At 67.6% G+C, this 21,125-nt stretch carries 21 protein-coding genes; 6 read left to right on the forward strand and 15 right to left on the reverse strand.

Going from position 1 to position 21,125, the window contains the following annotated elements:
- Positions 1-77 precede the first annotated feature (77 nt).
- From pheT to H556_RS0114120, 10 genes are all read right to left on the reverse strand, one after another.
- Positions 78-2,483, reverse strand: coding sequence for a phenylalanine--tRNA ligase subunit beta (gene pheT / locus H556_RS0114075; protein ID WP_024355058.1), 2,406 nt, complete (start codon positions 2,481-2,483; stop codon positions 78-80).
- Positions 2,480-2,872: a pentapeptide repeat-containing protein gene (locus H556_RS0114080; protein ID WP_024355059.1), complete on the reverse strand. Its 393-nt coding sequence runs from the start codon at positions 2,870-2,872 to the stop codon at positions 2,480-2,482. Before H556_RS0114080 ends, pheT begins: the two co-directional genes overlap by 4 nt.
- 62 nt (positions 2,873-2,934) lie before the next feature.
- Entirely contained in the window at positions 2,935-3,363 is a 429-nt protein-coding gene (locus H556_RS0114085) for a hypothetical protein (RefSeq protein ID WP_024355060.1), read from the reverse strand.
- A 14-nt stretch (positions 3,364-3,377) separates the two neighbouring features.
- Entirely contained in the window at positions 3,378-4,454 is a 1,077-nt protein-coding gene (gene pheS / locus H556_RS0114090; protein ID WP_024355061.1) for a phenylalanine--tRNA ligase subunit alpha, read from the reverse strand.
- Between the two features lie 88 nt (positions 4,455-4,542).
- Positions 4,543-4,896: a 50S ribosomal protein L20 gene (rplT, locus tag H556_RS0114095; protein WP_003166434.1), complete on the reverse strand. Its 354-nt coding sequence runs from the start codon at positions 4,894-4,896 to the stop codon at positions 4,543-4,545.
- A 110-nt stretch (positions 4,897-5,006) separates the two neighbouring features.
- Positions 5,007-5,204, reverse strand: a complete 198-nt coding sequence (gene rpmI, locus H556_RS0114100) for a 50S ribosomal protein L35 (protein WP_003166435.1) — start codon at positions 5,202-5,204, stop codon at positions 5,007-5,009.
- Positions 5,205-5,378: 174 nt separating this feature from the next.
- A complete protein-coding gene (locus H556_RS0114105; protein WP_024355062.1) occupies positions 5,379-6,650 on the reverse strand; it encodes an MFS transporter in 1,272 nt (423 codons plus the stop codon).
- 117 nt (positions 6,651-6,767) lie between these two features.
- Positions 6,768-8,732, reverse strand: coding sequence for an alpha/beta hydrolase family protein (locus tag H556_RS0114110; protein ID WP_024355063.1), 1,965 nt, complete (start codon positions 8,730-8,732; stop codon positions 6,768-6,770).
- Positions 8,733-8,857: 125 nt separating this feature from the next.
- Entirely contained in the window at positions 8,858-9,379 is a 522-nt protein-coding gene (infC, locus tag H556_RS0114115; RefSeq protein ID WP_024355064.1) for a translation initiation factor IF-3, read from the reverse strand.
- Positions 9,380-9,505: 126 nt separating this feature from the next.
- A complete protein-coding gene (locus tag H556_RS0114120; RefSeq protein WP_024355065.1) occupies positions 9,506-10,474 on the reverse strand; it encodes a glycosyltransferase family 9 protein in 969 nt (322 codons plus the stop codon).
- Between the two features lie 81 nt (positions 10,475-10,555).
- Here H556_RS0114120 and H556_RS0114125 point away from each other — a divergent pair, with 81 nt between their 5' ends.
- Positions 10,556-11,296: an alpha/beta fold hydrolase gene (locus H556_RS0114125; RefSeq protein WP_024355066.1), complete on the forward strand. Its 741-nt coding sequence runs from the start codon at positions 10,556-10,558 to the stop codon at positions 11,294-11,296.
- A gap of 139 nt (positions 11,297-11,435) precedes the next feature.
- Here H556_RS0114125 and hslU read toward each other — a convergent pair whose 3' ends face one another.
- Positions 11,436-12,743, reverse strand: a complete 1,308-nt coding sequence (hslU, locus tag H556_RS0114130; RefSeq protein ID WP_024355067.1) for an ATP-dependent protease ATPase subunit HslU — start codon at positions 12,741-12,743, stop codon at positions 11,436-11,438.
- Between the two features lie 72 nt (positions 12,744-12,815).
- A complete protein-coding gene (gene hslV / locus H556_RS0114135; protein WP_003168021.1) occupies positions 12,816-13,373 on the reverse strand; it encodes an ATP-dependent protease subunit HslV in 558 nt (185 codons plus the stop codon).
- Positions 13,374-13,517: 144 nt separating this feature from the next.
- On the opposite strand from hslV, the gene H556_RS0114140 reads away from it, so the two are divergent.
- Both H556_RS0114140 and H556_RS0114145 read left to right on the forward strand, forming a co-directional pair.
- Positions 13,518-13,928 carry a BLUF domain-containing protein gene (locus tag H556_RS0114140; protein WP_024355068.1) on the forward strand — a complete coding sequence of 137 codons (411 nt, stop codon included), beginning with the start codon at positions 13,518-13,520 and terminating at the stop codon, positions 13,926-13,928.
- 74 nt (positions 13,929-14,002) lie between these two features.
- On the forward strand, positions 14,003-14,779 hold the full coding sequence (locus tag H556_RS0114145) for a HesA/MoeB/ThiF family protein (protein WP_024355069.1): 777 nt from the start codon (positions 14,003-14,005) through the stop codon (positions 14,777-14,779).
- On the opposite strand, the gene H556_RS0114150 is transcribed toward H556_RS0114145, so the two are convergent.
- Positions 14,776-15,762, reverse strand: coding sequence for a 2-hydroxyacid dehydrogenase (locus H556_RS0114150; RefSeq protein ID WP_024355070.1), 987 nt, complete (start codon positions 15,760-15,762; stop codon positions 14,776-14,778). The genes H556_RS0114145 and H556_RS0114150 overlap by 4 nt on opposite strands.
- Positions 15,763-15,881: 119 nt before the next feature.
- On the opposite strand from H556_RS0114150, the gene H556_RS0114155 reads away from it, so the two are divergent.
- The 3 genes from H556_RS0114155 to fabB all read left to right on the forward strand — a co-directional run bounded on the left by H556_RS0114155 (position 15,882) and on the right by fabB (position 18,304).
- Entirely contained in the window at positions 15,882-16,388 is a 507-nt protein-coding gene (locus tag H556_RS0114155; protein WP_024355071.1) for an SH3 domain-containing protein, read from the forward strand.
- 80 nt (positions 16,389-16,468) lie between these two features.
- Positions 16,469-17,011, forward strand: a complete 543-nt coding sequence (gene fabA, locus H556_RS0114160) for a 3-hydroxyacyl-[acyl-carrier-protein] dehydratase FabA (protein WP_024355072.1) — start codon at positions 16,469-16,471, stop codon at positions 17,009-17,011.
- Positions 17,012-17,074: 63 nt separating this feature from the next.
- The gene (gene fabB, locus H556_RS0114165; protein WP_024355073.1) at positions 17,075-18,304 is read left to right on the forward strand and encodes a beta-ketoacyl-ACP synthase I; all 1,230 of its coding nucleotides are present in this window, start codon (positions 17,075-17,077) and stop codon (positions 18,302-18,304) included.
- Between the two features lie 327 nt (positions 18,305-18,631).
- Here the strand turns inward: fabB and H556_RS0114170 are convergent, their stop codons facing one another.
- Complete coding sequence (locus tag H556_RS0114170; protein ID WP_024355074.1) at positions 18,632-19,978, reverse strand: S1C family serine protease; 1,347 nt, start codon at positions 19,976-19,978, stop codon at positions 18,632-18,634.
- Between the two features lie 127 nt (positions 19,979-20,105).
- The coding region (locus tag H556_RS0114175) for an acyl-CoA dehydrogenase family protein (RefSeq protein WP_024354724.1) at positions 20,106-21,125 on the reverse strand (1,020 nt) is incomplete at its 5' end.

The following is a 21,125-nucleotide window of genomic DNA, read 5'->3' on the forward strand; positions in this document are numbered from 1 at the left end:
CTTTAAGGTTAACCGAAGATTGCTTGGCCGCAGAAGTTCCGGCGGCCCGTGTCTCAGACCGCCGGTTTTTTCTGTCTTCAGGCGCGCAGCGTTCCGCCCGCCTTGGCGGCGGCGGCCTTGACCCTGGCCATCAGGGCCTCGATCCCGGCCTCGGCCAGGGTGGCGGCGCGGGGCTGGATCTCAACCTCGATGGCGACCGACTTCTGGCCCTCGGGCACGCCCTGGCCGCGATAGACGTCGAACACGCGGACATCGGCGATCAGCGCCTTGTCGGCGCCCGCCACGGCGCGGGTCAGGTCGCCCACGGCCCTGGCCTCGTCCATCAGGAAGGCGAAGTCGCGGGTCAGGGGCATCAGGTTCGGCAGGTCCGCCGCGGCGCGCGCCTTCCCGGGTTTGCCGCGCGGTTCCGGTACGGAATCGAGCACGATCTCGAAGGCCAGCATGCCCGATTCTTGGGGGCCGTCGGCGTCCAGCGCCTTCAGCACGCGCGGGTGCAGGGCGCCGAACTCGACGATGACGTTCTTGGGGCCCAGTTGCAGCCGGGCCGAACGGCCGGGGTGCCACCAGTCGCGGTTCGACCCTTGCGCCAGTTGCAGGGAGGCGACCGGGGCGCCGATCTCTTCCAGCACGGCCAGCAGGTCGCCCTTCAGCGCGAACAGGGGGTCCTCCCCCGTCCCGCCCCAGTGACGGTCGGCGTGCGGCGCGATAAGGCCGGCGATGACGGTGCGCTGGCCGGTCGGCTGGTCGTCCAGATAGATGGGGCCGATCTCGAACAGGGCGACGTCGGCGTGGCCGCGCGCGGCGTTGCGCGCCGCCGCCTGGATCAGGTTCGGCAGGGCCGAGGGCCGCATGCAGTCCAGATCGGCCGCGATGGGGTTCTCCAGCACCAGACGCTCGTCGCCGCCGCCGAACAGGGCCGCGATCGACTGCTTGGTGAAGGACCAGGTGACGGCCTCGGCATAGCCCAGGGCCGCCAGGGCGCGACGGGCCGTGCGCACGCGCGCCTGACGCGGGCTGAGCACCCCGCCGGGGGCCGGTGCGACGGGCGGCAGGGGCGTATCCGGCAACGCGGCGTAGCCCTCGATGCGGGCGACCTCCTCGACCAGATCGGCCGGGCCTTCGATGTCGCGACGCCAGGACGGCGGCGTCACCGACCAGGGTGAGCCGCGCATGACGGTGAAGCCCAGGGCGAACAGGATCTCGAAGATCCGGTCGTCGCTCAGCTCCATGCCCGACAGGCGCTTCACATAGGCCGGATCGAAGGCGAAGGCGGCGGGTGCGGCCGGCGCGGCGCCCGCTGCCGTGACCGTCGACGGCTCGCCGCCGCACAGGTCGAGGATCAGCTGCGTCGCCAGCTCCAGCCCAGGCACGACCGAGGCCGTGTCCACTCCGCGCGCAAAGCGATACTGCGCGTCCGAGTTAATCCCCAGCGAGCGGCCGGTCTGGGCCGTGGCGATGGGGTCGAACCAGGCGCTTTCGACGAAGACGTCGACCGTCTCGTCCGAGCAGCCGGTGGAGACGCCGCCCATGACGCCGCCCAGGCCGATGGCGCGCTGTCCCCCGGCGTCGGCGATGACGCAGTCGGCGCCGCCCGGCGCATAGGTCTTCCCGTCCAGCGTCTCGATCTGATCGGCCTCGCCGCGACCGGCGCGCACGACGATCCCGTCGCCCGACAGGCTGGCCAGGTCATAGACGTGCAGCGGCCGCGCGCGGTCGTAGGAAATCAGGTTGGTGATGTCGACGAGGCGATTGATCGGACGCAGGCCGATGGCCGTCAGCCGCTGCTGCAGCCACTCCGGCGACGGGCCGTTGCGGACGCCGCGGATCACGCGACCGGCGAAGACCGGGCACAGTTCGGGCGCCTCCAGCGTCACCGAGACGGGGCTGTCGAAAGCCCCGGCGACCGGCACGATCTCCGGCGTCGTCAGCCTGCCGAGCCCGGCGGCGGCCAGGTCGCGGGCGATGCCCGCCACGCCCAGCCAGTCGGGACGGTTCGGCGTCACCTCGAAGTCGACAACCGGCTCGGCGCCGAAGACGCCCGCCGCCGGGGTCCCGACCTGCAGTTCGTCGGACAGCTCCAGGATACCGTCGCTGTCGTCGGGCAGCTCCAGCTCGGCGCCCGAGCACAGCATGCCGTTGGACACCACGCCGCGCACCGGCTTCTCGATCAGGGTCACGCCCAGGCCCGGCACATAGGCGCCGATGGGGGCGTAGATGGTCGTCAGCCCTGCGCGCGCGTTCGGAGCGCCGCAGACGATCTCTTTCAGCCCGTCCACGGTCTCGACCTGGCAGACCTGCAGGCGGTCGGCGTTGGGGTGACGTTCGGCCGACACGATCTTGGCGACCGTGAAAGGCGCCAGGGCGGCGATGGGGTCATGGACCTCCTCGACTTCCAGCCCGGCCATGGTCATGGCCTCAGCGACCTGATCGACCTGCGCCTCGGTGTCGAGGTGGGCCTTCAGCCAGGAAAGCGTGAACTTCATTGCGCCGGTCCCGGCTGGGAGAGAACCGCCACCATGTTGTCAATGAACTCCGACGGGCCGGTGAAGCCGACGCCCAGGAAGTTGCAGTTGATGAACTGGCAGTTCTTGAACGGGATCGGCCCGGTGACGCGCTGCGGCCCCAGCGGCGTCAGCATCAGGTTGCGCGGATCGCCCTTGGCGTCGCCCATGTTGCAGCCATCGAAGTTGCAGCCTTCCAGCGGCAGCAGGACGGCCGGCCCTTCCATCAGACAGTTCTCGAAGCGGCGGTTCTCGATGACGGGCAGGCCGGCGCGCGCCGTCTCCATGAACAGCTGGGGCAGCCACACGTTCTTGCCGACATAGGTGGGGCCGGGGCCGAGCGCTTCGAGGGTGATGGTGGTGTCAGTCATTGGGGTGATCTTTCAAAAACCAGAAGGGAAGCCGGCGGCGCCGCTCCCGGCGCCTGCAGACCTCATCCCTTCGTTTGCGCCTGAGTTCTCGCCTCGGCGCGCGCGCTCAAGAGGCCCTGCTCCATGTCGTCCAGCGCCTCCTTGGCCCCGGTGAAGGCCACCTGCACGAAGCGGCAGCGCACGAAACGGCAGTTGGACATGCCGATCGCCCCGGCGATCATCTCGCCGCGCGGGTCCAGCAGCAGGGTGCGCGGGTCTTCGGCCACGCCCATATTGCAGCCGTCAAAGCTGGTGCCGTTCATGATCGCCATGACCGCCGGGCCTTCGATCAGGCATTCGGTGAAGGTCTTGCCGTCGATGAAGACCTGTCCGGCGTTCATGTGATGCACGGCCAGAGACGGCAGCCAGACGGCTTCCTTCTCAAACTCGGTGCGGGCGACGATCTCACGGCCCAGCTTTTCTTCGGGCGACATCGTGGTCTGGTCGGTCATTGGCGTGTTCCAGTTCAGCTGAGGCCCGACGCCGGGTTCGGCGCGGCGAAGGCGGAGAAGCCGTAGTGCGCCAGCCAGCGCGTGTCGGCCTCGAACATGGGGCGCAGATCCGGCACCCCGTATTTCAGCATGGCCAGGCGGTCGACGCCCATGCCGAAGGCGAAACCCTGATACTCGTCCGGGTCGATGCCGCAGTTGCGCAGCACGTTCGGGTGCACCATCCCGCAGCCCAAGATCTCCAGCCAGTCCTCGCCCTCGTTCAGGGTCAGCTTGCCGCCCGAGCGGTCGCAGCGGATGTCCATCTCGGCCGACGGCTCGGTGAAGGGGAAGTGGTGCGGGCGGAAACGGGCGTGCACGTCGTCCAGCTCGAAGAAGCGGGCGATGAAGGTTTCCAGCGTCGTCTTCAGGTGACCCATGTGGATGTCGCGGTCGATCACCAGGCCCTCGATCTGGTGGAACATCGGCGTGTGGGTCGCGTCCGAATCCTTACGGAAAGTGCGGCCCGGCGCGATGATGCGGATCGGCGGCGTCTGCGACATCATGGTGCGGACCTGCACCGGGCTGGTGTGGGTGCGCAGCACCTTGCGCTCGCCCGTTTCCGGGTCGGGCTTCAGGAAGAAGGTGTCGTGCACCTCCCGCGCCGGATGCTTGGGCGGGAAGTTCAGGGCCGTGAAGTTATGGAAATCGTCCTCGATGTCCGGCCCCTCGGCGACCGAGAAGCCCATGTCGGCGAAGACCGCGACCATCTCGTCCATCACCTGCATGGTCGGATGCACCCCGCCCTTGCGGCGCGGGCGGCTGGGCAGCGTCAGGTCGACGCGCTCGGCCTGCAGGCGGGCGTCCAGTTCGGCGGCTTCCAGATCGGCCTTGCGCGCAGTCAGGGCCGACGACACCCGGTCGCGCAGGCCGTTGATGACGGGGCCGCGCTCGCGGCGTTCATCGGGGCTCAGCGCCCCCATGCCTTTCAGCAGGCCCGAGATCGAGCCGGACTTGCCGAGGGCGGCGACGCGGATGTCCTCCAGACCCGCCACGCTCTCGGCCGAGCCGATGGCGTTGATGAGGTCCAGTTCCAGTTGAGCGAGATCGGTCATGAGGGTCGTCTAGCCGCTAGGAACGAAAGCAAAAAGCCCCCCGGCGCGAACCGGAGGGCTTTTGCTTCATCCCGTGAGGGAGAAAGGCTTAGGCCAGGGCCGCGCGAACCTTGTCGGCGATGCCCTTGAAGCCGGCTTCATCGGCGGCGATGGCGGCCAGAACCTTGCGGTCCAGCTCGATGCCCGCCTTGTTCAGACCGTGCATGAACTGCGAGTAGGTGAAGCCTTCGGTGCGGGCCGCAGCGTTGATGCGCTGGATCCACAGGGCGCGGAACGAGCGCTTCTTGTTGCGACGGTCGCGGTAGGCGTACTGACCGGCGCGATCCACCGCGGCCTTGGCGGCGCGGATGGTGTTCTTGCGGCGGCCGTAGAAGCCCTTAGCCTGCTTCAGGACTTTCTTGTGCTTGGCGTGGGACGTAACGCCCCGAGTGACGCGAGCCATTGTGATTTTTCCCTTCGGGAAGTCCCTACCGCTCGGCCCGCGGGGCCTCGCTGCTTGAGGGACTTAGTTCAAATTCTATGCGGTTGAGAGATCGTGTCTGCGTGCGCCGATCAGGCGTACGGCATGTAGGACTTGATCTTCTTGGCGTCGGCGTCGGCCATGACCGAAGTGCCGCGGTTCTGGCGGATATACTTCGAGTTGTGGCTGATCAAACGGTGGCGCTTGCCGGCCACGCCAGCCTTGACCTTGCCCGTCGCGGTGAATTTGAAGCGCTTCTTGGCGCCCGACTTCGTCTTCAGCTTCGGCATTTTCACTCTCTGTCTTTTAGAGGGCTACCGCTCTTCGAGCTACTTGAGCCCGACCAGCGCTAACCTGATTTAAGACCGCCCAGGCATGCCTGTTCGCCCGGCGGTCCGGTACGCGAAGGCGCGGCTTTTACGCCAAGAGGCGGGCAGAGGCAAGAAGAGTCCGCGCTGGCCCGGTCACGCCTGAGCCGAACGACGGCGCACGGCGCGCCCGGCGTTGATCGCCATGGCCGCTGCGGGAACGGTCAGGGCGGCGCCGGCCAGGAAGGGCCAGTTCGGCCCGACGGCCGAATACAGCACCCCGGCGACGATAGGGCCGACGATGCGCGCCATCGAGCCCGCCGCCATGTTCAGCCCCAGCATGGCGCCCTGCCGGTCCGGCGGCGACGAGCGGCTGATCATGGCCGAGATGTTGGGCATGGCCAGCGACATGCCGCAGGCCCCGATCCCCATGATGACCGGAATGATCCACCCGGCGACCAGTGGAAGACTGAACAGCACCAGGTCGATCCGCCCCGCCGGGAACCAGGCGACCGGAGCCGCCACCTGAAGCACCATCGACAGGCCGAACAGCAGCATGCCGACCGCCAGCACCCGCGCCTCGCCGAAGCGCCGCGCCAGCCGCCCGGCCACCAGCCCCTGGTTCACCGCCGAGATCAGCCCCACGATCATGAAGCTGAGCCCCACCTCGCGCGCTGTCCAGGCATAGCGATGCTCGGCCCACAGGCCGAAGGCGGCCTCCATCGCCGAAAAGCCCGCCAGATAGATCAGGCTGACCATCAGGACGCGCGAGATCACCTCATCGGTGCGGGCGAAGCTGACGCCCGACAGGAAGGCGGGACGCGGCGCGGCCGGGTCCGCCCTGGTGCGGCTCTCGCGCAGGAAGAACATCACCCCCAGCGCCGCCGCCACCGCCGCGCCTGAGGCGGCGAAGATCGGCAGCTGATAACCGACATGGCCCATCTGCGGCTGGGCCAGCAGGCCGCCCAGCCCCGGCCCGACGATGAAGCCCAGACCGAAGGCCGCGCCGATCAATCCCATGCGCCCGGCCCGGCGCTCGGGCGGGGTGACATCGGCGATATAGCCCTGAACCGTCGAGATATTGCCTGCGCCCAGGCCCGTGAACAGCCTCACCGCCACAGCGACCCAGATGTTGGGCGCGAACGCCAGCAGCAGATAGCCCACGGCGTTGGCCGCCAGCGTCGCCAGCAGCACCGGCTTGCGCCCGATCCGGTCCGACAGCCGCCCCCAGAAGGGCTCGGCGAAGAACTGGCCCAGGGAATAGGCCGAGAACATCAGGGTGATCTGCCACGGCTCGGCCTGCAGGCTCTGCGCGAAGAACGGCAGCAACGGCACCACCAGCCCGAACCCGACCAGATTGATGAACACCACGGCGAACAGAACCGCCAGGGTCGGCGCCTGCGCCTTGGGAGACAGGGAAACGGACATGATCCCGCCTTAGACCATTTTCGGCTCGGTCGGAATCAACCGTCACTAGAACGGCGGCTGAAAATTATCCGAAGCTGACGTCGGACAATCACAGAGCGCCTCGGCCGCCGCCATGGCTCAATCGGCCGGGTTATGGACTGTCAGAAAGCGCACGGTTTCGCGCAGCATCCTCTGACGCGTCTCAGGTCGGGAAAGCCAGTGATCCTCGCTTTCCAGCTCGACCAGCTCCACCGGCTTGCCCGCGCGGCGCATGGCGTCGGCCATGACGCGGCTCTGCTCGATACTGACCACCGTGTCGTTCTTGCCGTGGATCAGCAACAGCGGGCCTTCGACCTGATCCGCCAGCATGGCGGGAGACAGGGCGTCCAGCGCCCGATCATTCAGCTTTTCGGCGCCCATGAAGCGGTTCCAGTAGCGCACGGCATGGCTGTTCCGCTCGCCCTGACGGTTCGCCACGCGGTTGACCATCCGCCTCAGGTCGGAAACGCCGTTGACGGACACCGCACAGCGATACGGCTCCTTATCGATCGTCAGCCCTGCCATCGCCGCATAGCCGCCATAGCTGCCGCCGACGATACAGACGCGCGCAGGATCTATGACGCCCTCCGCCGCCAGCCAGCGCACGCCGTCCGACAGGTCCGTCTGCATCTTGCGCCCCCATTCGCCGTAGCCCGCCTCCATGAAGGCGCGCCCATACCCCGAAGAGCCCCGGAAGTTGGGCTGCAGAACAGCATAGCCTCTGGATGCGAGAGCCTGAGCCCAGTAGTCGAACCCGGCGACGTCGCGAGCCGCCGGCCCCCCGTGCGCCAGAACAATCAGGGGCAGGTTCGTCGGCGTCTCCACGCCCGGCGGCAGTGTCAGATAGCCGGGAATCTCCAACCCATCCGCCGCTGTATATGTGATCGGCCGCACAACGCCGACCTGCTCGGCCAGAATGGTCGGATAGGCCTCGGCCACGATGTTGGCCTCGCCCGCATCGAAGTCGACGAGCTGATAGACCCCTGACTCGCCCGTATCGATGAAGACCACGACCAGATTCAAGGCATCGGTCCAGGATATGAGTTGCGGAGCCTTGCCGGGAAAGGCCCGCGCAATCGCCTGCCACCGGCGCCCCGCCGCAGCGTCCAGGAACTCGTAGCCGACGCCGTCTTCATCCTGATAACTCCCGCCGATCAACAGACCGGTGCGGGGATGGTGGATCAGCCGGGTCGGATGCCGCTCAAACGGGAGACGGACCCAGTCGCCGCTCGCGACATCGACCTCGAACAGCACATGGCCGGTCTCGGATTCGGCGGTGTCGGAAAGGTCGGGCCGCCTGGCGCTGACGATGACCGTATTGGCGCTGCGCCCCATGCCGACCAGACTGGGCGTATCCAGCGCCGCATCGACCGCCCATGCCTGCCGCAGGCGCCATCCTTCACGTAGATGCAGCGACCAACGGCCATGACGTTCGACATAGCGCGACTCGGCGATCACCTCGCCCTCGGCGTTCAGGACATAATCTTCCGTATCGCGGTCCATCGCGGAAACCGACCGGCCGCGTCCGCTGCTCAGATTGATTCTGTGAAGGTCGATCTGACCTGTGAGGACATTGACGCCTCGCGCAAAGACAGCCTCGCCCTGCGACGTCCGGCGAACGGCCGCGCCGCCATAAAGGGTCGCCAGAACATCGGGGGTCGCGCGGAGCACCTGGACGATGTCCTTGGTCTTCAACTCCAGCATCATGCCAAAGAACAGTTCTGAGCGCGGCACCCCAAGAAGCGGCAGGCTGTGCGTCTGCGAGGTGATGATCAGAATCCGCTCTTCGCCGATCCAGCGCAGATCGCGGACCTTGGCCTCCCCGATCGAGGCGGCGAAGACGCTTTCGCCGGTGGTTATCCGGCTGACCGCCAGGGCCCGCTTCTCGCCGACCACCATGACCCGGGCGATCAGGTCGCCGCTGGGCGAAAGCTCCACATGGTCAACGGCGGGGGCGGCGCCATAGGCGTCAAGCGCGGGCGCGTCGGCCGCGACACGTCCTGCCCAAATCGACATGGCCAGAACCAACGCCAGGACGATCGCCCCTGCCCGCAAGCCTCCCATTCCGCCCCTCCCGTCGGCGCCCGTGAACCGCACCTAACCTGACAGCGTTCGCCCAGCGTGCAAGGCGTTAAAAAACCCCGACCTTTCGGTCGGGGTTTTTGAAACGCGATATCAGCGATGCGAGATCAGCGCGGCGCCAGGATCATGATCATCTGACGGCCTTCCATCTTGGGCGCGAACTCGACCTTGGCCTCTTCCTCGAAATCGGCCTGGACCTTGTGCATCAGCTTCATCCCCAGTTCGGGGTGGGCCATTTCGCGGCCGCGGAAGCGGATGGTCACCTTGACCTTGTCGCCGTCGTCGAAGAAGCGATGCATGGCCTTGGCCTTCACATCGTAGTCGTGGCTGTCGATGTTCGGGCGGAGCTTGATTTCCTTCAGCTCGACGACCTTCTGACGCTTGCGCGCCTCAGCCTTCTTTTTCTGTTCCTGGAAACGATGCTTGCCGTAGTCGAGAATCTTGCACACCGGCGTTTCGGCGTTGGCGACGATCTGAACCAGGTCCAGGCCTGCCTCTTCGGCGGCCTCCAGCGCGGCGGACAAAGGCATGACGCCCTGTTTTTCCCCATTCTGGTCGATGAGCAGAACGCGGGCGGCGCGGATATCCTGGTTGATGGGCGGCCCGTCCTTTACGGGCGGCGCTTGCATGGGACGGCGAATGGGCGTCGTTTCCTTATGTGATCAGAAGATAGGCGAAATGAGCGGTCGAAGGCGATCGACGCTAGGCGCCATTCCCTTCGAGCGGCGCGAATATGGCGATAGAAGGCCCGGATTTCAAGGCTTCTCGGGGTTAAACCCGTTTGCGACATAGGCGTCGTGCAAGGCCAGCACCCCGTCGAACACATGATCGACGCTCAGGTCCTCGATCGGGGCGAACTGGCCGCGCGTCTCATTCGAGGCGACAGTGCGCGTCTTCGGGCCCCACGGCCCATAGAGCCACCACTCGGTCGGACCGAACAGGCCCAGTGTCGGTCGCGCCAGCGCCGCCGAGACGTGCATCAGCCCGCTGTCGTTGCCGACGAACAGGGTCGCCCGGTCAATGGCGGCTGCCGAGCACAGGATGTCGCCCTTGCCCACGCAGTCGATGCCGCGCAGCCCCGCCGCCTCCAGCGCCGGGGTGGCGGGCGGCCGGTCGCCGGGGCCGCCGACCGGCATGAAACGCCAGCCGTCGAAGCGCGGCTCGGCCTTGAGCTTCTCAACCAGCGCGCCCCAGCGGTCGGCGGGCCACGACTTGCCGGGCTGGTGCGCGATGGGGGCGAGCGCGATGATCGGGCCGGGACCGGCGCCGCCTGCCAGCTGCGGGTCGATGACGGCGGCCGCCTCGGCGCGCGCCTGATCGTCAAGAAAGATTTCCGGGTCCAGCGGCGTATCCGAGCCCATCAGGCGCGACACCATCTCGACCTTGCGCAGACCCGTCTCCCAGCGGCGGTTGTAGACGATGCGCCGCTTCGCCGGGATCAGATACGCCAGGGCCGAGCCGCGGATGTCCACGACCATGTCCCACTGCGTCCCGCGCACCTGTTTCCACAGATCGACCCAGTGTCCGGCGGCCTTCTTCTTGTCGAGGATGATGACGCGCTCGACGTTCGGCGCCGAACGGAAGAAGGGGGCGGGCGGCCGGCCGCAGGCGACTGTGATCTGAACGCCCGGCAACTGGCGCGCAATCTCTCGGAGCACGCCAGAGGAGATGACGCAGTCGCCGATGCGGTTGGAGCTGACGAACAGGGCTTTGGGAGCAGACAAGCGGGCGCCTCGCGGCCTCTGTGAACAATCATCGTCTCTGCTAAAGCCATTCCGTGAGGAATGACAGTCCGAGGAGTTTCCATGTCCGACGTCCAGACCCTGAACCGCCACGACGGCGAGACCCTGGCCTATAAGGCGGTCAAGGGCGACGGCCCGACGGTCATCTGGATCGGCGGCTTCCGCTCGGACATGGAGGGAACCAAGGCCCTGGCGCTGGACGCCGCCGCCCGCGAGCGCGGCTGGAACTACGTCCGCTACGACCATTTCGCCCATGGCGTGTCGAGCGGCGACTGGAAACAGGCGACCATCGGCCGCTGGCGCGAGGACGCGATCGCCCTGATCGACAGCCTTCAGGGGCCGGTGATCCCGGTCGGATCATCGATGGGCGGCTGGGTGGCGCTGCTGGCGACGCTGGCGCGGCCGGAAAGGGTCAAGGGCGTGGTGCTGGTCAATCCGGCGCAGGACTTCACCGAAAAGCTGATGTGGCCGGGTCTGGCCGACCACGAGCGCCAGGCCATCCTGCGCGACGGCGAGACGGTCATCACCGAAGAAGGCCTGGGCTCCTATGTCCTGACCCGGCGGATGTTCGATGAGGCCCGCGACTGGCTGCTGCTGGACGGCGTGATCGACATCAGCGCCCCGGTTCACATCCTGCAGGGCCGCGCCGACGACGTGGTGCCGTGGCGCCATCAGGTCGAGCTGGCCGAACGCCTGAACGGCGGCGACCTGCGGCTCGACCTGATCGAGGGCGGCGACCACCGGCTGTCGAGCCCTGCGGAGCTGGAACGGCTGATCGATGCTGTGGAGGCGATGCGGGGCTGATTTATCCTCCCCATGCAATGGGGAGGTGGATCGGCGGCGAAGCCGACGAGACGGAGGGGCGACTTGGTTCTGCTGCCCTTGCCCCTCCACCACTTCGTGGTCCCCCTCCCCACATCGTGGGGAGGAAAGGCGTCAGCCATCACAGGATGAACCGGCTCAGGTCGACGTTTTTGGCCAGATCGCCGACCTTCTCGCGCACCTTGTCGCCGTCGAAGGTCAGGGTCTGGCCGGACAGGTCGGAGGCCTTGAAGCTGGTCTCTTCCAGCACCCGCTCCATCACCGTCTGCAGACGGCGCGCGCCGATGTTCTCGACGGTGGAGTTGGCGGCCACGGCGGCGTCGGCCATCGCCTCGACCGCGTCGTCGGTGAAGACCAGTTCGACCCCTTCGGTCGCCAGCAGGGCCTGATTCTGACGGATCAGATTGGCCTCCGGCTCAGTCAGGATGCGCTTGAAGTCGTCGCGGGTCAGGGCCTTCAGCTCGACCCGGATCGGCAGGCGGCCCTGAAGTTCCGGCAGCAGGTCCGACGGCTTGGCGACGTGGAAGGCGCCCGAGGCGATGAACAGCACATGGTCGGTCTTCACCGGCCCATATTTGGTCGAGACGGTCGTGCCCTCGATCAGGGGCAGCAGGTCGCGCTGCACCCCTTCGCGCGACACGTCGGCGCCGCCGCCGCGATCCTGACGCGCGGCGACCTTGTCGATCTCGTCCAGAAAGACGATGCCTTCGTTCTCGGCCAGCAGCAGGGCCTCCTTGGTCAGGCTCTCCTGATCCAGCAGCTTGTCGCTCTCTTCTGTGACGAGGGGCGCCAGGGCGTCGCGCACGGTCAGCTTGACCGTCTTGGTGCGGCCGCCTCCCATCTTGCCCAGCATCTCCGACAGGTTCAGCAGGCCGACATTGCCGCCGCCGCCCGGCACATCCAGCCCTTGCAGCGGGGAGGTCGTGTCCGCCAGAGCGATCTCGATCTCCTTGTCGTCCAGTTCCCCCGCGCGCAGTTTTTTGCGGAAGGCCTCGCGCGTCGCAGGCTGCGAACCGGGTCCGACCAGGGCGTCGAGGATGCGTTCCTCGGCCTGACCTTCGGCGCGGGCCTTCACGCCCGAACGGCGCTTGTCGCGCACCATGACCAGGGCGCTTTCGACCAGATCGCGCATGATCTGATCCACGTCGCGGCCGACATAGCCGACCTCCGTGAACTTGGTGGCCTCCACCTTGAGGAAGGGCGAGCCGGCAAGCCGCGCCAGACGCCGGGCGATCTCGGTCTTCCCCACGCCCGTCGGACCGATCATCAGGATATTCTTGGGCGTGACCTCGTCGCGCAGGTCGTCCGACACGCGCTTACGGCGCCAGCGGTTACGCAGGGCCACGGCGACGGCGCGCTTGGCGTCGTCCTGACCGACGATGAAGCGGTCCAGTTCAGAGACGATTTCACGAGGAGACAGGTCGGTCATGGTTCAGACGGTCCAGAAATACGCGTATCAGGCGCTCAAGCAGCAAGCCGCCGCGCGGCGAGTGATAGCGCCCTACAAACTTTCAATGGTGAGATTGCCGTTGGTGTAGACGCAGATGTCGGCGGCGATCTTCATGGCCTTGCGGGCGATCTGCTCGGCGTCCAGTTCGGTGTTCTCGTCAATCAGGGCGCGGGCGGCGGCCAGCGCATAGTTGCCGCCCGAGCCGACGGCGGCCACGCCGTATTCCGGCTCAAGCACGTCGCCGACGCCGGTGACCGTCAGAATGGTGTCCTTGTCGGCGACCAGCAGCATGGCCTCAAGACGGCGCAGGTAGCGGTCGGTGCGCCAGTCCTTGGCCAGTTCGACACAGGCGCGGGCCAATTGGTCCGGATACTGCTCCAGCTTGGCTTCCAGACGCTCGATCAGGGTCAGGGCGTCGGCCGTGGCCCCGGCGAAGCCCGCCAGCACCTTGCCGTTCGCCAAAGTCCGCACCTTGCGCGCAGCGCCCTTGACGATGGTCGGCCCCATCGAGACCTGGCCGTCGCCGGCGATGACGGTGCGGCCGTTCTTGCGCACCGCCAGGATGGTAGTGCCGTGCCAGTCGGGAAAGTTGGAAGCGGTCGTGTTCATGGCGGGTCAGATGGCGAGGAACCGGCGTCGCCGCAAGACGGCCCTGCGCCGCAGGGGATCGCTCTGGACGCTCATGGCTCCGCTTGCCTCTGGCGCGCCCGCGTGACAGGAGCCCCTCCCCGTACGCGTTCCTTCGAGTTCTTCTTGCCTCTGCACCGCGCCATCTACGTCAGCGACGCCGTCGGCGACGCCGCGACGAGTCTGCTGGTTCTCGCCGAAATTCTCGGCGCCTCGATCAGAAACAATCGCAGGGACCGCGTCACGGGCGTGCTGATGCGCCACGACGGACGCTTCCTTCAGGCCATCGAAGGACGCCGCGCCGATGTGGACCGGCTGATGGACCGGCTGCGCGCCGACCCGCGCCATGAGAACATCCGCCTGCTGTCGGACCAGAACACCGCAGTGCGCCTGTTCGAGGAGTGGCCGATGACGCTGGTGGAGATGCCTCGCCCTGTCTGGCCGCACATGAGTCGCCCCTCGCTGGATCAGTTGAGCGCGGCCCAGGCCGAGGCCTTGCTGGTCACGGCCTCCGAGGTCCTGGCGCTTTCGGCCTGAAGAACCCAGCCTGAAGGATCCAGCCAAAAGGATCCAACCTGACGCATCGGCCGGACTGCGCTAGACAGTTCGGCGTGACCCAGCCTTCCGCCCCCGCCGCCCCGGTTCGCTTTTCCGACGAAGAGGTCGAGCGCTACGCCCGCCAGTTGGTGCTGTCCGAGATCGGCGGCCCCGGCCAGCAGGCGCTGAAGCGCGCCCGCGTGCTGATCGTCGGCATGGGCGGGGTGGGCAACCCGGCCGCCCTCTATCTGGCCGCCGCCGGGGTGGGGACGTTGGGGCTGATCGACGACGATACGGTGGCCCTGTCGAACCTGCAGCGCCAGATCGCCTTCACTGCCGACGACCCCGACCGCGCCAAGGTCGAGGCGGGCGCCGAACGCCTCAACGCCCTGAACCCGCACGTCACAGTGCAGTCCTTCAACCGGCGCGTGACGACGGACAGCGCAGCGGCCCTGATGCAGGACTTCGACCTGGCGCTGGACGGCACCGACGACTTCGAGACGCGTCTGGCCGTCAACGCCGCCTGCGTGGCGGCGGGCAAGCCGCTGGTGTCGGGCGCCCTGGGCCGCTGGTCGGGGCAGGTGTCGGTGTTCGAGGGGCGTCCCTGTTATCAGTGTCTGGTTCCAGAGGTTCCACCCGACGCCGAGACCTGCGCCCGCGTCGGCGTGGTGGGCGCCCTGGCGGGCGTCATCGGCGCGATGGCGGCGCTGGAAGCGATCAAGCTGATCACCGGCGCGGGCGAACCGCTGACCGGCCGTCTGATGCTCTATGACGGTCTGGCCGGAACCAGCCGCGTGGCGAAGATCGCCGCCGACCCCGCCTGCCCGGTCTGTGGGTCAGCTCACGCCTAAAGCATCGCCGGAATGACCCGATCCGGCGGGCGGTGGCCGTTCTGATAGGTCATGATGTTGGCGATGACCCGGTCGCCCATGTCCTGACGCGCCTCGATGGTGGCCGAGCCCAGGTGAGGCAGCAGCACCACGTTCGGACGGCCGATCAGGCCGGGGTGGACCTTAGGCTCGTGCTCGAACACGTCCAGACCGACGCCGAACAGGGCGCGGCGGTTCAGCGCCTCGACCAGGGCCGCCTCGTCGATCAGTTCGCCGCGCGCCGTATTGACCACGATAGCGTGCGGCTGAAGCCGGGCCAGACGCTCGGCCGACAGCAGATGATGCGTCTCCCTGGTCGCCGGGCAGTTCAACGAGACGACATCCATCCGCGCCAGCATCTGGTCCAGGTCGTCCCACCAGGTGGCGCCCAGCTCTTCGGCGATCATGTCCGGGACGGGCTTGCGGTTGTGATAGTGGACCTGCATGCCGAAGGCCTTGGCCCGGCGGGCCAGGGCCTGGCCGATGCGGCCCATGCCGACGATGCCCAGACGCTTGCCCCACAGTTTGCGGCCGCACATCCAGGTCGGGCTCCAGCCCTCGAAGCGCCCGGCCTCGACGACGGCGGCGCCTTCGACGATACGGCGGCTGACCGCCAGGATCAGGCTCATGCCCAGATCGGCCGTGTCCTCGGTCAGGACGCCGGGCGTGTTGGTGACGATGATCCCGCGCTCGACGGCGGCGTCGATGTCGATGTGGTCCACCCCTGCGCCGAAGTTGGCGATCATCTTCAGCTGTTCGCCCGCGCCTGCGATCAGTTCGGCGTCCAGCTGGTCGGTGATGGTCGGGGCCAGCACCTCGGCCCGCTGCAAGGCGGCGGCCAGTTCAGCGCGCGACATCGGCCGGTCGGTCAGGTTCAGCTCGGCGTCGAAAAGTTCGCGCATCCGCGTTTCGACGGCGTCAGGCAGGCGTCTGGTTAATACGACCTTAAGCTTGCGAGCGGACATAGGGGACCTGGGTTTTCCACGGGCGGCGCCCGTTCGGAACGGGTCGATATTCGGTGTCTAGCAAAGCTGCGGTCAGGAACAAAAGGGCGCCTCGCGTCGCGGCCCTCGCCGCGGTCCTGATGACCGGGGTTCTGCTGGCGGCGGGATCGACCATGCCTGATGGCCGCCCGACCCCGACGGGGCTGGAGGTGCCGCGCTGGGTGACGCTGAAATCCTCGCAGGTAAGGGCGCGTCAGGGGCCGGGCCTCGACTACCGTATCCTGTGGGAATACCGCGCCGCCGGTCTGCCCGTTCAGGTGATCGCGGAGACGCGCGAGTGGCGAAAGATCTGCGACCCCGACGGCTCCGTGGCCTGGATCCACCGCACCGTCGCCTCGGGCCGCCGCAGCGTGTTCAACCGCTCGGACGAGGCTGTGCCCATCCGATCGGGCCGGTCGGAAACCGCCTCGGTCCGCGCCCTGCTTTCGCCGCACGCCCTGGTGTCGCTGGACGAGTGCGAGGACGGCTGGTGCCGCGTGCGGGCGCGCAAGCTGCGCGGCTGGGTGCAGCAGAGGGCCGTCTTCGGATCCCAGGAACGCGCCCTGTGCAACGCCGCCCGCCCCGCCGGAACCGGCCGCGCCTCCTGATCCTCCATATTGACGGCACGGTTGAGCGCGGCCTTCGGGTCGTGTAACCCGCCAGCAACACCTTTCGGAGCTGATCAATCTTGAGCCAGTCGTCGCAATATCCGTCGTCGTTCGATCACGAAGGCCTGCTGGCCTCGGGCCGGGGCGAGCTGTTCGGCCCGGGCAACGCCCAACTGCCCGCGCCGCCCATGCTGATGTTCGACCGCATCAAGACCATCAGCGCCGACGGCGGCGACTACGGCAAGGGCTATGTCGAGGCCGAACTCGACATCAACCCGGACCTCTGGTTCTTCCAGTGCCACTTCATCGGCGATCCGGTCATGCCGGGCTGCCTGGGTCTGGACGCCATGTGGCAGCTGGTCGGCTTCTACCTGGGCTGGATCGGCGGCCCCGGCAAGGGTCGGGCGCTGGGCGTCGGCGAGGTCAAGTTCACCGGCCAGGTGACCCCGGACATCAAGAAGGTGGTCTATAAGGTCCACCTGAAGCGTGTCATCAACCGCAAGCTGGTCATGGGCATCGCCGACGGCGTGCTCGAAGCGGACGGCGAGGTCATCTATACTTGCGCCGATATGCGCGTCGGCCTGTTCGGCGGCGCGGCTCCGGTGGAACCGAGCGCCGCCTGACCCCACTTGATGGACAGCCGCGGCCCACGCGGCGTCCGAAGACTTTGTAGGATTGGAAACACCATGCGGCGTGTCGTCGTCACCGGACTGGGCATCGTCTCCTCCATCGGCACCGGCCAGGACGAGGTCGCGGCCTCGCTGCGCAACGCCAAGTCGGGCGTTCAGCACGCGCCCGACCACGCCAGATACGGCTTCCGCTCCCAGGTCTGGGCGCCCCCCGCCCTGGGTCATACGGCCGAGGACTGGGCGCCGCTGGTCGACCGCCGCGCGGCCCGCTTCCTGGCCAACGGCACGGCCTGGGCGCACATCGCCTTTGAAGAGGCGCTGAAGGACAGCGGCCTGACCGCCGAAGAAATCAAGGACGAGCGCATCGGCCTGATCGTCGGCGAGGGCGGCCCCTCGACCCAGGTCATCCTGCAGGCTGCGGCCACCACGGTCGAGAAGGGCTCGCCCAAGCGCGTCGGCCCCTTCGCCGTGCCCAAGGCGATGGCGTCAGGCCCCTCGGCCGTGCTGGCTACCTGGTTCGAACTGAAGGGCATCAACTATTCGATCAGCTCGGCCTGCGCGACCAGCGCCCACTGCATCGGCGCGGCCGCCGAGCAGATCGCCTGGGGCAAGCAGGACGTCGTTTTCGCCGGCGGCTGCGAGGATATCGACTGGTCCATGTCGAACATGTTCGACGCCATGGGCGCCATGTCCTCCAACTTCAACGACACGCCGGACAAGGCCAGCCGCGCCTATGACACGACCCGCGACGGCTTCGTCATCGCGGGCGGCGCAGGCATCGTCGTGCTGGAAGAGTACGAACGCGCCGTGGCGCGCGGCGCGACCATCTATGCCGAAGTCACCGGCTACGGCGCCAACTCGGACGGCTACGACATGGTGGCTCCGTCGGGCGAGGGCGCCGAGCGCTGCATGAAGATCGCGCTGGACATGGCGGGCAATCCGAAGATCGACTACCTGAACCCGCACGGCACCTCCACGCCGGTCGGCGACAGCAAGGAGATGGGCGCGGTGCGCAACGTCTTCGGCGACGACCTGCCGATGATCTCCTCGACCAAGTCGCTGACGGGCCACTCGCTGGGCGCGGCGGGCGCGCAGGAGGCCATCTACTGCCTGTTGATGATGAAGCACGGCTTTGCGGCCGAGAGCGCCCACATCGAAAACCTGGACCCCGAATTCGAAGGCATGCCGATCCTGCGTCAGCGCCACGACGGCGAGTTGAAGCACGTCATGTCCAACAGCTTCGGCTTCGGCGGCACCAACGCCAGCCTGATCCTGTCCAAGGTCTGATTTCACCGATCGCAAAAATCTGAAGCGACACGAAAACGCCCCCATTCGGTCCTTCGTCCGCCCGGAAGGGCGCTCACAAAAGCAGCATCGGCCCGTCGGAGCCTGGAAAAGTCCCGGATCCTGAACAGCCCCCCCAGCCCCCCGGATTTTTCCGCTTACAGGGCATCGGCGGGTCGATGCCTCCTCCAAGCGACGCCCGCGCCTGCCTCCCCTCCCCCTCCCGGCAGCGCGGGCGTTTTGCTGCCTGCTTACCCGCATCCGCACAAGACTTCGCCCGCGCAACCCCTGGTCACGCGGGCGATGCCGTAGAGCTTCAGATGGCGCCGATCAGGCCGGAAGGTCGATCTCGACGCGTTCATTGTCGCGCAGGACGATGATCGGCACGACCGCCTCGCCTGCGGCCTGAAGGCGCTGCGCCAGATCCTTCATGTCCGAGATCTCGGCGCCGCCGGCCTGAACCACCACGTCCCCGGCTTCGAAACCGGCGGCGGCTGCGGAAGATCCGGCCTCGACCACAGCGATCTGGGCGCCCCGGCCCGACGCAGGATTGCGCAGGGTCAGGCCGCGCGCGATAGCGGCCTGCGCCCCCAGACGCACCGCCGCCGGATCAGACGGCTCGACCGTCAGCTGGGTCGAGGCCTCGCGACCGTCGCGCAGATAGACGACGGGCATCCGGGTTCCGGCCTGGGCGATGCCCACCGTGGCCTGAACCGACCCGGCGTTGGCCACGGGGCGACCCTGAATGCGCGTCAGCACATCCCCCGGCTTCAGCCCCGCCTGCTCGCCCGACGAGCCCGGCTCGACGTCATAGACCACGGCGCCGCGCACGATGTTCAGCCCGATCTCGCGGGCCCGCTCGGCTGTCAGCGAGCCCAGCCCCAGGCCGACCCGGCCGCGCTTGACCTCGCCCGAGGCGCGCAGCTGGTCGACCACGAACATCATGATGCGCGTCGGCACGGCGAAGGCGATGCCGTCGTTGCCGCCGCCGAAACCGCCCGACAGAATGGCGGTGTTGATGCCGATCAGCCGCCCGCGGCTGTCCAGCAGCGGCCCGCCCGAGTTGCCCGAGTTCACCGCCGCATCGGTCTGGATATAGTCCTCGATGGCGTCGCCCATGCCCGAGCGGTTCAGGCCCGAGATGACGCCCATGGTCAGGGTCTGATCCAGCCCCAGCGGATAACCGACCGCAAAGGCCAGATCGCCGCTGCGCAGGGTATCGGAATCCACCGTCGTCACCTGCGACAGGCCTGTGGCGTCGATCTTCAGCACGGCGATGTCGGTCGCCTTGTCCGCGCCGATCAGGGTGGCGTCGAACAGGCGGCCGTCGATCAGGTCGACGGTGAATTTCTGGCCGTTCTCGATGACGTGATGGTTGGTGACGATGATGCCTTCGCGCGCGTCGATGATCACGCCCGAGCCGCCCTGCGACGGCTTGGGATTGCGCGCCGAACTGGGGCCGCGCGACTGGCCCAGCGTCGTCACCTGCACCACGGCGGGCAGGCTTTCCTCCAGCCCGGCGGCGAAGGTGAAGACGCCGCGCCGGGCGTCATAGGGCATGGCGGCGACGGGGGACTGCACCGCCGCGCTGGCCGCCATCACGGGCGCCGCCTGGGCCATGCCGCTGAAGCTGAAGATCGCCAGGGCGGCGCCGGCCAGCAGGCTGTGTTTGGTCATTCCGATTTCCTTCACGCGCCGACCGCCTTGGACCGACAGACTGGCGAGGACCGCCGCCCCGCAGGCGAGACAAACGCGCGACGACGGCAAAAGATCGGCCCGCCGCGCGTTTTCTGCAACGCTTGGATCAGAAGGCGGCTTCGCCGGTGATGGCGCGGCCCAGGATGAGGGCGTGGACGTCGTGGGCGCCTTCATAGGTGTTGACGGTTTCCAGGTTCATGGCGTGGCGCATGACGTGCAGTTCGCCGGTGATCCCGGCCCCGCCGTGCATGTCTCGGGCCTCGCGCGCGACAGCCAGGGCCTTGCCGCAGTTGTTGCGCTTCATCAGGCTGATGGCCTCGGGAACCCAGGCCCCTGTGTCCAGCAGGCGGCCCAGGGCATAGGCGCCCTCGAAGCCGAGGAAGATCTCGGTCTGCATGTCGGCCAGCTTCTTCTGCACCAGCTGGCGCGCCGACAGCGGGCGGCCGAACAGGGTGCGCTCGGCCACATAGTCGCGGCTGGCGTGGAAGCAGAATTCCGCCGCGCCCATCGCCCCCCAGGCGATGCCGAAACGCGCCTTGTTCAGGCAGGAGAACGGCCCGCGCAGACCCTGCACGCCCGGCAGGATGTTGGCTTCCGGCACGAAGACGTCGTTCAGGCCGATGTCGCCGGTGATCGAGGCGCGAAGCGACAGCTTGTCGCCGATCTTGCCCGTGGTGAAGCCGTCGAAATCGCGCTCGACGATGAAGCCCCGGATGGTCCCGTCCAGCTTGGCCCAGACGATGGCCAGGTCGCTGATGGGCGAGTTGGTGATCCAGTATTTGCCGCCGTTCAGGCGATAGCCGCCGTCGACCGCCACCGCCGTGGTCTTCATCGACGCCGGGTCGGACCCGCCGTCGGCCTCGGTCAGGCCGAAACAGCCGACCAGTTCGCCCGCCGCCATCTTGGGCAGGAACTTCATCTTCTGCTCTTCGGAGCCGAAGGCGTAGATCGGGTACATGGCCAGCGACGACTGCACGCTCATGGCCGAGCGATAGCCGCTGTCGATCGCCTCGACCTCGCGCGCGATCAGGCCATAGGCGACGTGCGACGCTTCGGAACCGCCGTACTGTTCCGGCAGCATGGCGCCGAGGAAGCCCATCTCGCCCATCTCCGTCATGATGGCGCG

It is taken from the genome of Brevundimonas naejangsanensis DSM 23858 (assembly GCF_000421705.1).
In the GTDB taxonomy this organism is placed as follows: Bacteria; Pseudomonadota; Alphaproteobacteria; order Caulobacterales; family Caulobacteraceae; genus Brevundimonas; species Brevundimonas naejangsanensis.

Excerpts from the sequence above, each read along its gene's own strand:
- pheT (WP_024355058.1), bottom strand. The coding sequence starts at position 2,483 with ATGAAGTTCACGCTTTCCTGGCTGAAGGCCCACCTCGACACCGAGGCG.
- H556_RS0114080 (WP_024355059.1), bottom strand. The coding sequence starts at position 2,872 with ATGACTGACACCACCATCACCCTCGAAGCGCTCGGCCCCGGCCCCACC.
- H556_RS0114125 (WP_024355066.1), top strand. The coding sequence starts at position 10,556 with ATGTCCGACGTCCAGACCCTGAACCGCCACGACGGCGAGACCCTGGCC.
- hslU (WP_024355067.1), bottom strand. The coding sequence starts at position 12,743 with ATGACCGACCTGTCTCCTCGTGAAATCGTCTCTGAACTGGACCGCTTC.
- infC (WP_024355064.1), bottom strand. The coding sequence starts at position 9,379 with ATGCAAGCGCCGCCCGTAAAGGACGGGCCGCCCATCAACCAGGATATC.
- fabB (WP_024355073.1), top strand. The coding sequence starts at position 17,075 with ATGCGGCGTGTCGTCGTCACCGGACTGGGCATCGTCTCCTCCATCGGC.
- H556_RS0114155 (WP_024355071.1), top strand. The coding sequence starts at position 15,882 with ATGACCGGGGTTCTGCTGGCGGCGGGATCGACCATGCCTGATGGCCGC.
- pheS (WP_024355061.1), bottom strand. The coding sequence starts at position 4,454 with ATGACCGATCTCGCTCAACTGGAACTGGACCTCATCAACGCCATCGGC.
- H556_RS0114170 (WP_024355074.1), bottom strand. The coding sequence starts at position 19,978 with ATGACCAAACACAGCCTGCTGGCCGGCGCCGCCCTGGCGATCTTCAGC.
- H556_RS0114150 (WP_024355070.1), bottom strand. The coding sequence starts at position 15,762 with ATGTCCGCTCGCAAGCTTAAGGTCGTATTAACCAGACGCCTGCCTGAC.
- H556_RS0114105 (WP_024355062.1), bottom strand. The coding sequence starts at position 6,650 with ATGTCCGTTTCCCTGTCTCCCAAGGCGCAGGCGCCGACCCTGGCGGTT.
- H556_RS0114085 (WP_024355060.1), bottom strand. The coding sequence starts at position 3,363 with ATGACCGACCAGACCACGATGTCGCCCGAAGAAAAGCTGGGCCGTGAG.
- H556_RS0114110 (WP_024355063.1), bottom strand. The coding sequence starts at position 8,732 with ATGGGAGGCTTGCGGGCAGGGGCGATCGTCCTGGCGTTGGTTCTGGCC.
- rplT (WP_003166434.1), bottom strand. The coding sequence starts at position 4,896 with ATGGCTCGCGTCACTCGGGGCGTTACGTCCCACGCCAAGCACAAGAAA.
- hslV (WP_003168021.1), bottom strand. The coding sequence starts at position 13,373 with ATGAACACGACCGCTTCCAACTTTCCCGACTGGCACGGCACTACCATC.
- rpmI (WP_003166435.1), bottom strand. The coding sequence starts at position 5,204 with ATGCCGAAGCTGAAGACGAAGTCGGGCGCCAAGAAGCGCTTCAAATTC.